Origin of the sequence: uncultured Bacteroides sp., assembly GCF_902491285.1 — a bacterium.
Lineage (GTDB): Bacteria > Bacteroidota > Bacteroidia > Bacteroidales > Bacteroidaceae > Bacteroides.
In genome coordinates this window covers 61,206-75,177 of the sequence record NZ_CABUHK010000017.1, presented here as the reverse complement: position 1 = coordinate 75,177, position 13,972 = coordinate 61,206, and the positions used below count along the sequence as shown (strand labels likewise).

Annotated in this window: 11 protein-coding genes and 1 pseudogene; 2 read left to right on the top strand and 10 right to left on the bottom strand. The window is 44.0% G+C overall.

Annotation, left to right across the window (positions count from 1 at the left end; all coding sequences use genetic code 11):
- Positions 1-172 precede the first annotated feature (172 nt).
- Both RDN93_RS06570 and RDN93_RS06565 read right to left on the bottom strand, forming a co-directional pair.
- Positions 173-580 carry a helix-turn-helix domain-containing protein gene (locus tag RDN93_RS06570; RefSeq protein ID WP_308744752.1) on the bottom strand — a complete coding sequence of 136 codons (408 nt, stop codon included), beginning with the start codon at positions 578-580 and terminating at the stop codon, positions 173-175.
- Positions 581-630: 50 nt separating this feature from the next.
- Positions 631-924 (bottom strand): type II toxin-antitoxin system HigB family toxin, encoded by a 294-nt coding sequence (locus tag RDN93_RS06565; protein WP_308744751.1) that lies wholly within the window; start codon positions 922-924, stop codon positions 631-633.
- Between the two features lie 206 nt (positions 925-1,130).
- On the opposite strand from RDN93_RS06565, the gene RDN93_RS06560 reads away from it, so the two are divergent.
- Positions 1,131-1,880, top strand: coding sequence for a GNAT family N-acetyltransferase (locus RDN93_RS06560; RefSeq protein WP_308744750.1), 750 nt, complete (start codon positions 1,131-1,133; stop codon positions 1,878-1,880).
- 81 nt (positions 1,881-1,961) lie between these two features.
- Here the strand turns inward: RDN93_RS06560 and RDN93_RS06555 are convergent, their stop codons facing one another.
- The 4 genes from RDN93_RS06555 to RDN93_RS06540 are packed head-to-tail and all read right to left on the bottom strand — an operon-like array spanning position 1,962 to position 5,852.
- Positions 1,962-3,071 (bottom strand): AAA family ATPase, encoded by a 1,110-nt coding sequence (locus tag RDN93_RS06555; RefSeq protein WP_308744749.1) that lies wholly within the window; start codon positions 3,069-3,071, stop codon positions 1,962-1,964.
- Between the two features lie 3 nt (positions 3,072-3,074).
- Positions 3,075-3,782, bottom strand: coding sequence for an RNA ligase family protein (locus tag RDN93_RS06550; protein ID WP_308744748.1), 708 nt, complete (start codon positions 3,780-3,782; stop codon positions 3,075-3,077).
- Positions 3,783-3,829: 47 nt separating this feature from the next.
- Complete coding sequence (gene prfH / locus RDN93_RS06545; protein WP_308744747.1) at positions 3,830-4,450, bottom strand: peptide chain release factor H; 621 nt, start codon at positions 4,448-4,450, stop codon at positions 3,830-3,832.
- Positions 4,451-4,454: 4 nt separating this feature from the next.
- Positions 4,455-5,852 (bottom strand): RtcB family protein, encoded by a 1,398-nt coding sequence (locus RDN93_RS06540; protein ID WP_308744746.1) that lies wholly within the window; start codon positions 5,850-5,852, stop codon positions 4,455-4,457.
- Positions 5,853-6,340: 488 nt separating this feature from the next.
- Between RDN93_RS06540 and RDN93_RS06535 the strand changes: the two are divergent.
- Positions 6,341-6,553 (top strand): annotated as a pseudogene (locus RDN93_RS06535) (thioredoxin domain-containing protein); the annotation flags it as partial.
- Positions 6,554-6,693: 140 nt separating this feature from the next.
- On the opposite strand, the gene RDN93_RS06530 reads toward RDN93_RS06535, so the two are convergent.
- From RDN93_RS06530 to RDN93_RS06515, 4 genes are read right to left on the bottom strand one after another with little or no spacing between them, the layout of a single operon-like run.
- A complete protein-coding gene (locus RDN93_RS06530) occupies positions 6,694-7,863 on the bottom strand; it encodes a metallophosphoesterase (protein ID WP_308744745.1) in 1,170 nt (389 codons plus the stop codon).
- A gap of 36 nt (positions 7,864-7,899) precedes the next feature.
- On the bottom strand, positions 7,900-9,066 hold the full coding sequence (locus RDN93_RS06525) for a metallophosphoesterase (RefSeq protein WP_308744744.1): 1,167 nt from the start codon (positions 9,064-9,066) through the stop codon (positions 7,900-7,902).
- Positions 9,067-9,091: 25 nt separating this feature from the next.
- Positions 9,092-10,549 (bottom strand): RagB/SusD family nutrient uptake outer membrane protein, encoded by a 1,458-nt coding sequence (locus RDN93_RS06520; RefSeq protein WP_308744743.1) that lies wholly within the window; start codon positions 10,547-10,549, stop codon positions 9,092-9,094.
- A 27-nt stretch (positions 10,550-10,576) separates the two neighbouring features.
- Complete coding sequence (locus RDN93_RS06515; RefSeq protein ID WP_308744742.1) at positions 10,577-13,969, bottom strand: TonB-dependent receptor; 3,393 nt, start codon at positions 13,967-13,969, stop codon at positions 10,577-10,579.
- Positions 13,970-13,972 lie beyond the last annotated feature (3 nt).

Genomic DNA, 13,972 nt, shown 5'->3' with positions numbered 1-13,972 from the left:
GAAGAAGAAGAGGAAAACCATCGAAATAAAAAAGAGATTACCACCAAATTTGACGAAGAACCTTATGTAGAATATTTTATTCAAGTCCATGCGATTCCAAACAAATTCTTTCTGAATAATTCAATAAAGGGTAGACTTGATAAGCCTACCCTTTATTGAATTATTCTACTTATTACAAATTTTGAATTATCAAATCTGCATTGATATTAAGATCTGTATATAACTTTTTAGCCAACGAGACGGAAATTTTTCTTTTTCCATTCATTATCTGACTAAATACAGACTCATTTACCCCCAATAATTCCGCTGCATCCTTACGTTTTAAATTCCGACTATAAAAATAGTCTTCCATACATTGAATAAGCGGATTTTTCACTCTCAAAGGCAGAATATTCAAAAAACTATCTTCATATTCTGCACTTAGTTTAGCAAGACGGGATATTTCACGAACATATTCGTTATCCTCTCCCGGCTCCAGCAATCCTTTTTTCGTTGCTTCTTTAATTAATACATCCATACGAGAACGTATTTCATCATACTGTTCCCGTGTTGTGATGCAGTTGATGCTTTTGTCTGCCATAATTATTTTTATTAAGTTGGTTAGCCCAATTCAACTAACTGCTCAAAAAATTAAATCTCTGAACAATCTATTTTATCATATTCCTCGTGAGTACCTACAAACCTCAGTTCCATCACTCCACCGACGAATAATACAACAGCCACAATCCTATATTTGTTCCCTCCTATATTGAACACATATCTACCGTTTTTTACATAGTCTGCCGAGGGAAATGTGGCTTTTACATCATTGTGACTCTGCCAGATAGCTTCCGATACCTTCTCAACCCAAGCATTCAACAGTTTAACCGCCTGCGAATGCTTTCTAACAAAATCACTTAATAACAACTTATTAGATAGTATCAACTTAAATCTTGTTTTGTCATTGCAAATTACATCTGAATATCATATAGCGATTCTTACTTTTCTGTTTTGCACAAAAAGCTTCCGAGGAAAGTATACTATCACATAAATTCGCTACATTTGTATTCATAATCAATCAACAATGATAGTAGATAGGCTCAATTACATCTTACTAATTGATAATGTCCAAACTTAAAACAAACGTACACATGAATACTGATTTTATAAACCTGACGAATGAAAACCTTGCCGACGAGCATTTATGTTGCATTATCCGCAGTAAGAAGTCTCATCCGGGTATTGATGCCAAACGCCAATGGCTTTCCGACCGGCTCAACGAAGGTCATGTCTTTAGAAAATTAAATGCAAAGGCTACGGTTTTTATCGAATATGCCCCTCTTGAAACAGCTTGGGTTCCTATCGTCGGCGACAACTATTATTATCTGTATTGTTTATGGGTACTGGGTAGCCCCAAAGGAAAAGGGTATGGAAAATCACTCATGGAGTATTGTCTGGCTGATGCGAAAGAGAAAGGTAAATCCGGTGTGTGTATGCTTGGGTCAAAAAAACAAAAGAGCTGGCTTTCCGACCAGGCATTTGCCAAGAAGTTCGGCTTTGAGGTTGTCGATACTACTGATAATGGATATGAATTGCTTGCTCTCTCTTTTGACGGAACAACACCCAAGTTTGCGCCAAACGCCAAGAAGCTAGAAATTGAAAACAAAGAGCTGACGATTTATCATGATATGCAATGCCCTTATATCTCTCAATACATTGACAGAATAAAACAGTATTGTGAAACAAATGACGTTCCTGTATCTTTCATCCAAGTGGATACGCTACAAAAAGCAAAGGAGTTGCCTTGTGTCTTCAATAACTTCGCCGTGTTTTATAAAGGTGTTTTCGAAACAGTGAACTTAACGAGTATCGACTATTTAAAGAGAATACTCAAGAAATAAATGATAACTCCGGCTTTTCTCCTAATATCCTGCAAATTAATTTGCAAATAGTTTGAAAAGCCAGAGTATAATACTCCTTGATTATACCACATGATACACCACTTCATGCGCTTCCGTCAACAAAGGAATCTCCAGTTTATCCAACATCTTATCCAGTACGGATTCGGGAAGTGCATATTCCCTGCTCTTATTCTGTTGACGCCAAGTGTGATACGGTTGTTCCAGATAGACAATCTTCACTTTTGCGCCATAATCCACAAACAAGTCTATCAGTTGTGCCCGCATCTGACGGGTAATATTTGTTGCATTCCAAACAAAATCCTGCCCTTTGCGAAGATACGTCCGGGCTTCTTCCTTTGCCGTTTGCACTACCCACCCGTTCGCTGATTTGTCCGTAGGGCTCAATTTGTACTTTCGACGAATGGCGTCCAGGCTCACCACCGGCATATCCATGCCGGAAGATTGGATATAATAATCTTTCCCCATTCCCGGAAGCCCTGACAACATCGTGACTTCACATTTAAACTGTTCGTGAGGGATATAATCAATATAACTGCCCGCTGTATGGAAGTAATGAAAGCGTGCATAATCAGTGGCAAACCCTCTCGGTTTGTTCCAACAATCCTGTTCGCGGCAGAAAATCTCAAATAGTTCCACAGCTTCCAACAACTCTTTTTTATCGTCACAGACACGTCCCCTGACATCGGCTTCGGACAGTATCTTCAATAATAATGCATCTACCCGCAAAGAAGCCTCGCAGAGCTTTTTTACAGAATCCGGCTTTTCCATCAGCCAAATGGGTAGCCCATGATAACGGACTAAAGACGCAATCTGTTCCCGAATACGGAAGGGGGCAGGACAATCCCGATATAAAATAGTACGGGCAGTGTATTCCCCTTTCCGGGCGTGTCCTTTGGCAGACACTCTCCCCTCTCCCTCATCCACAGAGGTCGAACGTTTCTCCACATCATGCAACAATGCGGCTGACCATACTATTTCTTTCTCCAAAGCAGAAAGAGACTGATAAGCAGCAGATTGCTGCAATGCTTCCAACACCATACGAGTGTGTACCGCTACATTCCCTTCCGCATGATAACGAGTATCCTGCGGAACGTTATTCATTTCGCGCACCCACCCGAACTGTTGTTCGAGTGAGCTCCACGATTTATCTTCTATCAATTTCCAATCCATAACTTATTCCTCCTTTTCATTAGCAAATTCCCAGGTAAGCCGGGCACGCTTCCAGTTACGCGTCCAATGCTCGTCTGTCTTGACGTGCCCTTTCCGCACATACTTAAATACATTCTGCGCGAATCCGCTTACCGGATACTCTTCGGTATTACGGCTGACTACCCCTTCACGGGTACAAGCCTCTTTTGTCCACGGGTCGCAAGAACCGAAGACCGACGGTTCTTGTGCCATATGGATGATTTCCTGTTTCAGAAGCTCCGGCGTCAAACCGGAAACAGGCTCTATTTTCAACTCCGGAACAGTAGGAAAATCAAATAAAGCCGCATAGAACTTCACTTCTTCCCATGACAGCCACTGGTCCATGCAACGAACCGCAAACACATAAAAATGCGTTTCCAACCGCTGATATTCAATAGAATGTACGGCATACAGATTCTCTCCGAAGATTTCTATATCACCTAAATCATTCTTTATCAACTCCCAACGTTCACGCAGTTGCCTCGTCCACGGTGAAGTGGTCGGCGCAGCGTGCGAACGGGCAAAGACACCCCACTGGCTCAAACAATTATTCTCTCCGTCCAACTTTTCGGTATGTACCAATGCCCCAATCCGTTGGATGTCCTCCCAATACGTATGATTAATCCGGTCATCACTAGTCGTTCCGGGAGAGAACGGATAGTGATAGGTACGACCATATTTCTCTGATATCATTTTCTTCTTCTTTTTTTAATTAATTACTAAATTCTTAAATCGCACAGCTAGATGAGCGGCTCTTGAATCACCTTCACCGGATTTCCCCGTTGAAGATGATTATGGTTGCTCCAATTCTCCTGTGCCTGAATCATGGCTTGTTCCATTGTCCAGGACGAGAGCTTCACCAGCAAGCGTTCCGTAGCCAATTTCTTGTTCTGCCATTGCGAGCGTTGGTCGGAAGCTACCACACTCATCCCTGTCGGGATATGCACCGCACGGACAGCAGACTCAGTTTTATTGACGTGTTGCCCGCCCGAACCGGAAGCCCGCAGAGTTTCATAACGGAAATCATGTTCCGTTGCCTCCTGACTTTCGGACAGGACAAAGGAATGTACGCCGACAAACCAATTCTTACGCTTATGATAAATGCGGTACGGGCTTTGAGCAATCCATTGCACCGTTCCTTCCCATTCATCAACCAATTCACCGCTAGCTGCGCCTTGAAGAGAGATTGTAGCCGAAAGCAGCGTCCGGTTCACCGGACCTGTTTCCCGTTCTATCATCTCTACTTTCAATCCTTTTGCCTGTGCCTGTCTCACTATTCGTTCAAGCACCAATGCCACCACCCGGCAACATTCCGCAGGTCCCCTGCCGGAAGTTATCTGCAAATAGACTTTCTCTTTCATCGCATCACTCCTTATTCATTCGTACGATACGAGGCATAAATCTACCTTGTACTTCCACCAGCGTCTCCTGCGTATGCATCACCCGGTCGATGTCCTTGTATGCTAACGGCATTTCTTCCACACTTCCGCCAATCAAGGTCACTCCGGCTTGCGACAACATCTTCTTCAAAGCCGATTGCGTAAAGCTGTCCTTCGCCTTTTGGCGGGACATGGCTCTGCCTGCACCGTGAGAAGCAGAGTTCAAAGCGTCTTCCACTCCCTTGCCACAAACGAGGTATCCTGCTGTAGCCATGCTGCCGGGAATCAATCCCGGTTGTCCTTCTTGTGCCGGAGTAGCCCCTTTGCGATGCACGATTGCCATACGTCCCGGAGCAATCTCTTCCTTCCAGGCAAAGTTGTGATGATTGTTGACATTGGCAAGCGGCTTCAATCCCAGTGCTTTCGCCAGGTTCAGATGAATCCGTTCGTGGCAGGCACGGGCATAGTCTCCTGCCAGGTTCATGCTCATCCAATACTCCTGCCCTGCTTCCGAATCCAAGTCCAGCCAGGCAAAATGCTGCGCTTCACGGGGAAGCCGGCATACTTCACGCGCCAACAGACTGTAATGTTTGGCAATGGCAGCTCCCAGTCCGCGCGAACCGGAATGTGACAATAAAGCCACATAACTTCCTTCGGGAAGATTCAGCACATTACGTTCTTGCAAAGTTATTTCTCCAAACTCCACAAAATGGTTTCCACCACCGGAACTTCCAAGCTGGCGTACCGCCTTTCCCTGCAAATCCCTCAATAAAGGAGTCAGACGGAATTCTTCCCTGTCCAGCACTTCATGTTCCTGCTCAAAGCCTAATCCGCCGTCCATACCGAAATGGGTGAAATCCTTCAAGGCTTCCTTCATCTGATACGAATACCGTTTCAGGAAATCAATACTGGCATCAAATACTGTCAGGCTCATCCGGCAGCCGATGTCAACTCCCACGGCATACGGAATCACCGCATTGTCGGTGGCAAGCACTCCGCCGATAGGCAACCCGTAGCCGGCATGGGCATCGGGCATCAGTGCTCCGGCTACCGTCACGGGCAGGCGCATTGCCAGGTTCATTTGCTGTTTGGCGAGCGTCTCGATGAATTTTCCCCCGTAGGTTTTATACATCAGCGGCTCGTCCGATAAATCATAAGTCCTGAAGTCCTTCGCTATCACAGTGGGCGAAAGGCGTTCGGCGAGCTTATTCCAAATTTCGTTGTTTTTATAAGATTCGGGATGTTCGAGTATATCACCCAATGTCTTTTCAATCTGTTCTTTGGTGACATGCTTGCAATGTTTGCTTACAATATCCACTACCAGACTACGAGCTACATTATCCCGGTATCCCAGTTTACTTAAATCTTTTAATCGTATTCCCATACTTTTTTTCTGTTCGCATACAGCATTCCCTGACCACCCCACAGGCGGCAGACAATGTAATACACGGTATAACCAATGCTTCGGAAACGGATACAAAACATCCATTCACAGCATTGAAGTGAATTATTTTAAAAATAAAAAATGTGATTGCAGGACTAATCAACCATTACCGCGTAATAGTAGAATTGCGGTAAGCGTAAGAAAACAAAAAGTTGCAAAGCCTCATCCTCCCGACGAGACAACTTAGTCCTAAATTGAAAATATTATTGTTCCAGCATAATTTATACCCTTTCCAACTGTTTTAAAGGGTGAATACTCATTTTATCGCGGCAAAAGTAATGCTTATTTTCTTCTCTTCCAAAGAATAAAAGACATTTTTTAGCATTAACTAACTGTCGAAAGGAAATTTCGCCAAGTGTTCCGGGCAAATTGCCATTTCGCAGGAACTGTAATCCCCCTATCTTTGCATCAGAGAAAATAAATAAAGAAAAGAGTATAGCGGTAAAGTGGATATCTATCAGATTAACGTAGATAAAGAGCAGGATTTAGTTGCTGCATTCGGCATCCGCAGCATCCCCACCCTGCTGCTGATTCCGATGAAGGAAGAACCGAGAATTATGCAAGATGCCATGCCCAAGGAGCAGCTAAAGAAAGCTATTGATGAATTTCTGTTGAAACAAGATAACGAAGCCAAGCAATAAACTTCGTTTTTTTTCTCGTCATGGTAACTGCCCTCTGTCAGTCTTTTGAAGATTGGCAGAGGGCATTATATTATAGCGGAAATGCTATGCAAGAAATCACTGTGTAGCGAAAATTCCGGATGCTACCCGGAATCCCCAGCCTAATATAACTTTCGCTGGATGCCTGCATCGCCTACTACATAATAGGTAGTACCTTCTATCAACACGGCACGACCACGTTTCTTCTCCCGGTTTTCCTTATTATCAACGTTAACGCCGATAACCTGCCCATTGTAGAAAGTGGAGATATCTTTAAAAATAGTATGTCCCACTATGATGTGTCCTACTTTATAACGCTTCAGGATTTCTTGCAGGTCTTTATTTTCTAAAGGTTTATACTTTTCGTCTGTCCTCACCAGTCCGCGATACCATATGGGCCCATCATTACCATACAGAAACTCAGTGAGTGGAGAAAGTGCCTTACGCTCCTTTTTACTCATAAAGAGTGCCTTGCTCATTTCCCTATTCACCGTAGGAATACTTAAATCCTTATCATAAAACAACTTACCCAATCCGGCATGTACATATAAGTCCGTACCTATAATCTGCATCGTATTGCGGGTTGCAAGCCAACGCCCCAGTTCCGTATCAGAACCGAACAGTTGAGGATATTCCTTCCCCAGCTTTTGCGCCAGTTGCTTGTATTTATCTTTTGTATAGCGAAGGTCGTTAGACAAAACAAGGGCTTCATGGTTGCCTAAAAGGAAAGAGACGTGCCCGCCGGCTTTAGTTGCTTCGTCTTCCAGTTTATAGAATAACCAAAAGATTTGCAGTACGTCTTTACCCCGGTCGAAAACATCTCCAATGATAATCAAGTGATTTTTGCCGAAACTCCACTGATATTTATCATTGATGACCCCGTTTCCCTGCAACAGGCTGATAACGCAATTCAATCTTCCGTGAGGGTCTGACATCACAAATACCTTTTCCGGACGGGTATATTTCCAATCCGGTCGTTTCAACGGATGAAGTTTTACATCGAACGGATAGTTTCCTTTGTGGTCTGTGACACGAAAACTGAAATCTTTGGGTAATACAGCATAAGTCTTGTCGGTAATCTTTCCTTTCTTATTAACGCTGATAACACGCGCACTGCCGTCAGGCTGATAAAGTATGTAAGGCCCGTCACCGGACAATTTATCCTTCTGTTCTTTCTTCTCTTTGTGGTCTTTCTTCTTATCCCCCGAATGATAAGTTCCGGCACTTATGCCGGAACTTATTAATACGAGTACAAGTGTAGAAAGGAATAATCTAAAAAAACGAGTCTTCATATTCTTTTCTCTTTCTGATAACTATTGTGATTACAACTATTTAATCTTCTTCAATTCCCCTTCATCATTCATAGCCATAATACTTTCTCCTTCAATGAGCACAGCACGGGTTTCCTCATCTTCAAAAGCGTCAGGGTGGTTGACACAAATGTCACAGACTTTCCCGCCATAGTTAAACTTTATACGGCTATTTTCCGTATGCCCGACAATTATGCGCTTAACATTATAATCGCCCAATAACTTAGTGACATCCGCTTCTTTTATTGGATTATAACTACTACTGGTTTTCACCATTCCACGATACCATAATGGTCCGTCATAGTCATCATCATAAAGAAAATCAGCTATATCCGGGAATTGCTTCTTCCGTTCCTCTTTCGTGAGGTAGATACTCTTGCTCACCAGTTCGTTAATTTCGGGAATAGTCTCCGTACGTTCCATGAAAGTCTTGCTCAATCCTGCGTGTACATATAGGTTATCACCTACAATCTGAATAGTATTTTTAGAACGCAGCCAGTTCCCCATTACATTCGTTAGTCCCCACATCTTTCCGTAAGTCATATTCATTGCCTTTTGTGAGAGGTTGTTGTATTTGGCAAACGTATATTTCAGATTGTCACGCATCACCATTTCTTCATGGTCGCCCAATATGGTCGTTACTCTGCCGCCCGCAGCCTGCGCTTCAAATTCCAGTTTATAGATAAGCCATAAGATAGGAAGCACGTCCGCGCCACGGTCGAAGATGTCACCGTCAATAACGAGATGATTGTTGCCATATATCCATTCATATTGGTCGTTAATCACCTGTCCTGTTTTCAGGATAGCAGCAAACAAGTCGAAACGTCCGTGAAGGTCGGAGACGGCAAAGGTTTTTCCATACACAGTAGGGTCATTCCATGCCGGACGCTCAAAGTTCTCAATCTTGTCAATCGGCACTTGGAAGAGGAATTTATTATCATCCGAATACACATCCAGTTTCAGACCGGCGGGCAGACCGGACTCCTCACGGATGCTAAGCGTATTATCTTTCGTGACTTCCAGTATTTTAAGCTTACCGTTTTCATAGAAAAGGTAAGGCCCGTCATTGCGGAAGTGTGTAGCTTCCGTTATATCCGGCCCTACGGGAGCCAAATCTTCACCGCAGGAATAAAGAGCGGTGACAAACAAGCCTAAAAGGAAATAAATGCTATATATCTTTTTCATAATTTCTATACGTTAATGCGGTTAATCAATGCAATTCATATTCCGGGTTCTGAACCATATTCTCATTGTATTCCATTTCGTGATTAGGAACAGGAAGTACTATCTTATAATAGTTCCAGTCGAAGGAACGCGCTTCTTCGGGAACTTCGCTCAAATAGTCCGTGCGTTCCACCTTCTTATTGTTTCTGATTAAGTCGAAGAAACGCTGCCCCTCTCCCCAAAATTCGATACGACGTTGTTCAAGCACCAAGTCCAAAGTAATAGCATCGTCCGGCAAATCATCCAGACTCTCTCCTGTACGTGCATAAATCGGTTTCAAATATTTGCGGGTATTCGTTATATCATCCTTCTTCACTGCGGCTTCGGCTGCATTCAGGTAAAGTTCGGACAAGCGGAAAATCGGAATATTGGCGTCCTCATAACTTTTATCTCCTTGTGCCGGATATTTCAAACAAAAAGGTTTGCTGCTACTTGCCGTAGAAACCATCTGGCTGCGGACATCATCGGATTTCTCTTTCATGTACTTCTTCCAGTACTTTTCCGTGGCTATCAGGTTATATTTGGTACAGAGATAACCGATTGACGATTTACCCGGACTGTCGGTTGTCAAGTTTACAATCTCGAACAACAATTCACTGTTGAACGGAGTCGCCCATATTTTAGCATATTCGTCATTCGTCCATAGTTTATAACCTTGCTTCTCCGCCCCTTTGATAGCTTCGATGGCTACATTGTAGGCTTCACCGTTATTTCCCATGTAGAGATAGACACGGCTCAACAAAGTCATTGCCGCCCATTTATTGATTTTCCCCTCTTTCTTCACCGGACGCAGCAGCTTCACCGCTTCAATCAAATCGTCAGTGATTGCCTTGTAACATTGTGCAGTCGTATTGCGGGACGGTTTGAAGTTCTTGTCTTCCACCACCTTATCAATGATAGGTGCAGCCAATGACGCACCGTTATCTTTGAGATAAGGATAGCCGTAAAGACGCGTCACGTCAAACAACAGCAGGGCACGGATTGCCAAAGCCTCCCCTTTCAGATCGTCGTGATACACCTGTTCGGTCAGCTTTTCCAGTTTCGGAGTCGTTATTTCCCTGTCGGGAACCAACGCTATCTTTTCAATATCCCGCAACAGGATATTCAGATTCTTGGCTACTCCGTAATACATTCCCCAAAAACCGCTAGGGCCGTTCGTTTTGTTATACTTGAATGTATAGTAGTTCACATTGGTGCTGGAAGATTTATAAGATTTCATGTCATCCCCCGTCAAATCACCGTAGCACACCATATCGGCGCCGTAATAATTGGACGACTGCATACTGCTATATGCACCATTCAGCACAAACTCAAAATCTCTTAATTCAGTCAGCGAACCTTCGGTTTCAATAGCCGTGGAAGATTGCAAATCCAGCCAGTCATTTCCACAACCGCTTAACAAAGTTGCAAAGACACCTAAAGCTATATATTTTATCTTTTTCATACTTACTCATTTAATAGGTTAATGCATTTAGAATTTAACTTCCAAGCCGAAAGTATATGTTCTCATCGGTGGAGTATCCCAACTTGGAGACGAACCCGATTCCGGGTCAATGTAATCATACGCTGCCCAAGTCAACAGATTATTGCCCGACGCATATAAGCGTACATTGTCAATACCGACTTTCCGTGTCCATGTTTTCGGTAAGGTAAAGCCGAAAGTCAGATTCTTCAGGCGGACGTAATCACCGCTGTACAGACGACGGCTTGTGGCATAGTCTTTCATAGATATGGAACGACCGATTACAAAACGTTCTATATTAGTCTCGTCGCCTTCTTTCTGCCAACGTTTCCGGTAATAAGTAGGAATATTCAGTGTACCGTCACCACCATGTTCCAACTTACCTGCCGCACCGTCATAATTCCATGCACCGAAAGAGAAATTCAGGTTGAAGTTCAAGTCAAACCATTTGTAGGAAAGGCTGTTGCCAAAGCCACCGGTAATAGTAGGATCTGCACATTGCAAAATTACTTTTTCCGCCTTACGCGGGTCTTTGGTGGTCTCCTTGTTCAGTTTTCCGTTCTCGTCTGTCGAATTTTTATAGAACATCGGCTCACCGTCTGCCGGATCGATGCCTGCAAATTCAATCATATAATAGGTAGAATAAGGCAAGCCCACCTTATGTATAGTCGTTCCGCTAGTCACTTGCTTCAAGTCACCGTCCAGCTTCAATATCTTATTGGAGTTGTGTCCCAGGTTCAGGCTGCTGCTCCAACGGAAATTCTTCGTTTCGATATTCGTTGAACGGATTTCCAGTTCATAACCCTTATTCTGCAATTTGCCGATGTTGGAAAGGTAGCTGGAGAAGCCGGTAGACAAAGACAACGGACGGCTGTAAAGCAAGTTCTTCGTGGTACGGATATAATATTCAAACGTAACACTCAGTCTGTTGTCGAAAAATCCCAAGTCAATGCCGGAGTTGAAGTTATAGTTGGTTTCCCAGGTCAGTTCCTTGTTCTCCAGTTGCGACTGCGATATGCCCGGATTATTATTGTAGTTGCTGGTGAGGCTGCTCAATCCCAAATAGCCGTAGTAGGAAGAAGGCAACGTTCCGTTCACACCATAAGACACCCTGAGTTTCAAATCGCTCAACCAATCCTGAACAGGTTTCATAAAGTTCTCGGAACTGACTCTCCATGCTCCCGATACCGACCAGAAGTTTCCCCAACGGTTCTCTCTTGCCAAACGTGAACTTCCGTCCGTTCTCCAACTGGCGCCCAAATAATATTTATTATCGTAATCGTAGTTGGCACGTGTGATATAAGAGACAATGCGGGTCGCCTTGTTGGAACCGCCCATACTTTGATAGACCACACCATTGTTTATCTCCGGCTTATCCCAGCGTGCGAAGTTGGAAATGGTAGCACCCAATCCGTCCGATTCCTTGCTGTTGATTTCATAACCTGCCAACAAATCCAGGTTGTGTTTCTTCTTAAACTTGGTCTGATAGGTCAGGATATTAGACCATGTCATATTCGTAATATCATTATAGTCCTTGCTGAAACGTCCGTTGTCGTCGTCACCGTCACTGGTACGCGGATCTTTCCATGCACGCGACTTGTTCATCACAAAGTCATAACTGTATGTCGATGTAAACTTGATGCCTTTCCAAATGTCGAAAGTCGCATAGACAGTATTGAAAGAGCGGGTTACATATTCTTTCTTGAAGTTGAAGGAATTGGATAACATAGGATTACGGTCGTCCAACTTGATAAGTTCACGGTTCCATGTACCGTCCTCGTTCCATACAGGGTCGGAAGGAGTAGCACCGTTGCGTGTACCGTAGATGGGAGAAGTATAGGTAGTACCTTCCGAGTAGGTATCCTGATTCACTCTTGAGAATTGTATCTTGGCACCAATATTCATCCATTTAGCCATTTGGTAATCCACGTTCAAACGGGCGGAAACACGTTCCAGTCCGGAGTTGATAGTAACACCTTCCTGCTTCATGTAGCCGATAGAGGTGTAATACTTAATCTTCTCCTGTCCGCCGGAAGCAGAAAACTCATAATTCTGATGACTACCATTACGGAACAGATAATCGTCCCAATCCGTAAAACCGCACCAGGGTATCGGTGCATACTGGTCGATGTTCGCATCCGCATACGCCCAAGCCTCATTCTCGGTCATGCCCGGATGCAGCCCTTCTTCCATGGCATCCTCATCCACTTTGCCGGTGTAGGATAACGCGTAATTGCGCAAACCTTCGTGAATCATATTCCGCCGTTCCTGTCCGCCCATTATCTCGCGGAAAGGCATGGCGAAATTAGAAAATCCCCAGTCGGATTTCAGTGAGAAGACCGGCTTGCCCGACTTTCCCTGTTTGGTAGTGATGATAACCACCCCGTTTGCTGCACGCGAACCGTAGAGCGAAGCGGCAGCAGCATCTTTGATAACAGTAATGCTCTCGATATCAGACGTATTTAAGGTAGACATCACGTCCAAACCGGAATCACTGCCGGATGCACCGATGTTGCCGGACAATACAGGAACACCGTCCACTACATAAAGCGGAGAGTTGGAAGCATTGAACGAACCCATACCACGGATACGGATAGACGTGGACGAACCCGGTATGCCCGAACCGCTATTCACACTGACACCGGGAGCCGCTCCCTCCAACATCTGCTGGAATGATACGTTAGGAACATCTTTCACCGCTTCCGTCTTTACAATACTGGCAGAACCTGCATAAGCCGATTTCTTAAAAGTACCATATCCTGTTACTATCACCTCTTCCAACAGGTTATTATCCACTTTCAAAACTACATGAACCGCCTTGCCGGGAGTGACAACCACTTCCTGCGAAGTGTAACCGATATAAGAAACCACCAAAGCAACTTTCTTATCCATTACTTCCAAATGAAAATTACCATTCAAGTCGGTCATCATACCATTCGTCGTACCTTTTACAATCACGTTGGCTCCGATAATCGGTTCGCCATTATCTTCGGTCACCTTACCTGTAATCGTATAACTCTTTTCCTGTACAGCAGCGACTTGCCCCTTTGCCGGTTCAGCCTTACGGATGGCAATCACTCCATCATGCACCGTATAGGTCAGCCCGCTATTTTGCAGGCATTTGTTGAGCACCTCGGAAATCAGTTCATTCTTCACATTCAGGTTTTCCACCCGGACTTTCTTCGCATCACTTGTGCTGTAAATAAATGTAAAGTCTGTTTGTTTCTGAATTTCCCAAAGCACTTCATTCAGTGTCACATTTCTAAATTTGGCTGTAACGGTAGCCTGTGCAAACACTGATGCCTGCATAAGCCCTGAAGTCGTAATACAGAGAAAGAGGAATGTCATGCAAAGACGTCTTCCATATTTCCCCAGTCGGTTAACATTACGTAGTTTTTCCATAAA

Excerpts from the sequence above, each read along its gene's own strand:
- RDN93_RS06540 (WP_308744746.1), bottom strand. The coding sequence starts at position 5,852 with ATGGGAATACGATTAAAAGATTTAAGTAAACTGGGATACCGGGATAAT.
- RDN93_RS06515 (WP_308744742.1), bottom strand. The coding sequence starts at position 13,969 with ATGGAAAAACTACGTAATGTTAACCGACTGGGGAAATATGGAAGACGT.
- RDN93_RS06550 (WP_308744748.1), bottom strand. The coding sequence starts at position 3,782 with ATGATATCAGAGAAATATGGTCGTACCTATCACTATCCGTTCTCTCCC.
- RDN93_RS06555 (WP_308744749.1), bottom strand. The coding sequence starts at position 3,071 with ATGGATTGGAAATTGATAGAAGATAAATCGTGGAGCTCACTCGAACAA.
- RDN93_RS06560 (WP_308744750.1), top strand. The coding sequence starts at position 1,131 with ATGAATACTGATTTTATAAACCTGACGAATGAAAACCTTGCCGACGAG.
- RDN93_RS06570 (WP_308744752.1), bottom strand. The coding sequence starts at position 580 with ATGGCAGACAAAAGCATCAACTGCATCACAACACGGGAACAGTATGAT.
- RDN93_RS06525 (WP_308744744.1), bottom strand. The coding sequence starts at position 9,066 with ATGAAAAAGATATATAGCATTTATTTCCTTTTAGGCTTGTTTGTCACC.
- prfH (WP_308744747.1), bottom strand. The coding sequence starts at position 4,450 with ATGAAAGAGAAAGTCTATTTGCAGATAACTTCCGGCAGGGGACCTGCG.
- RDN93_RS06520 (WP_308744743.1), bottom strand. The coding sequence starts at position 10,549 with ATGAAAAAGATAAAATATATAGCTTTAGGTGTCTTTGCAACTTTGTTA.
- RDN93_RS06530 (WP_308744745.1), bottom strand. The coding sequence starts at position 7,863 with ATGAAGACTCGTTTTTTTAGATTATTCCTTTCTACACTTGTACTCGTA.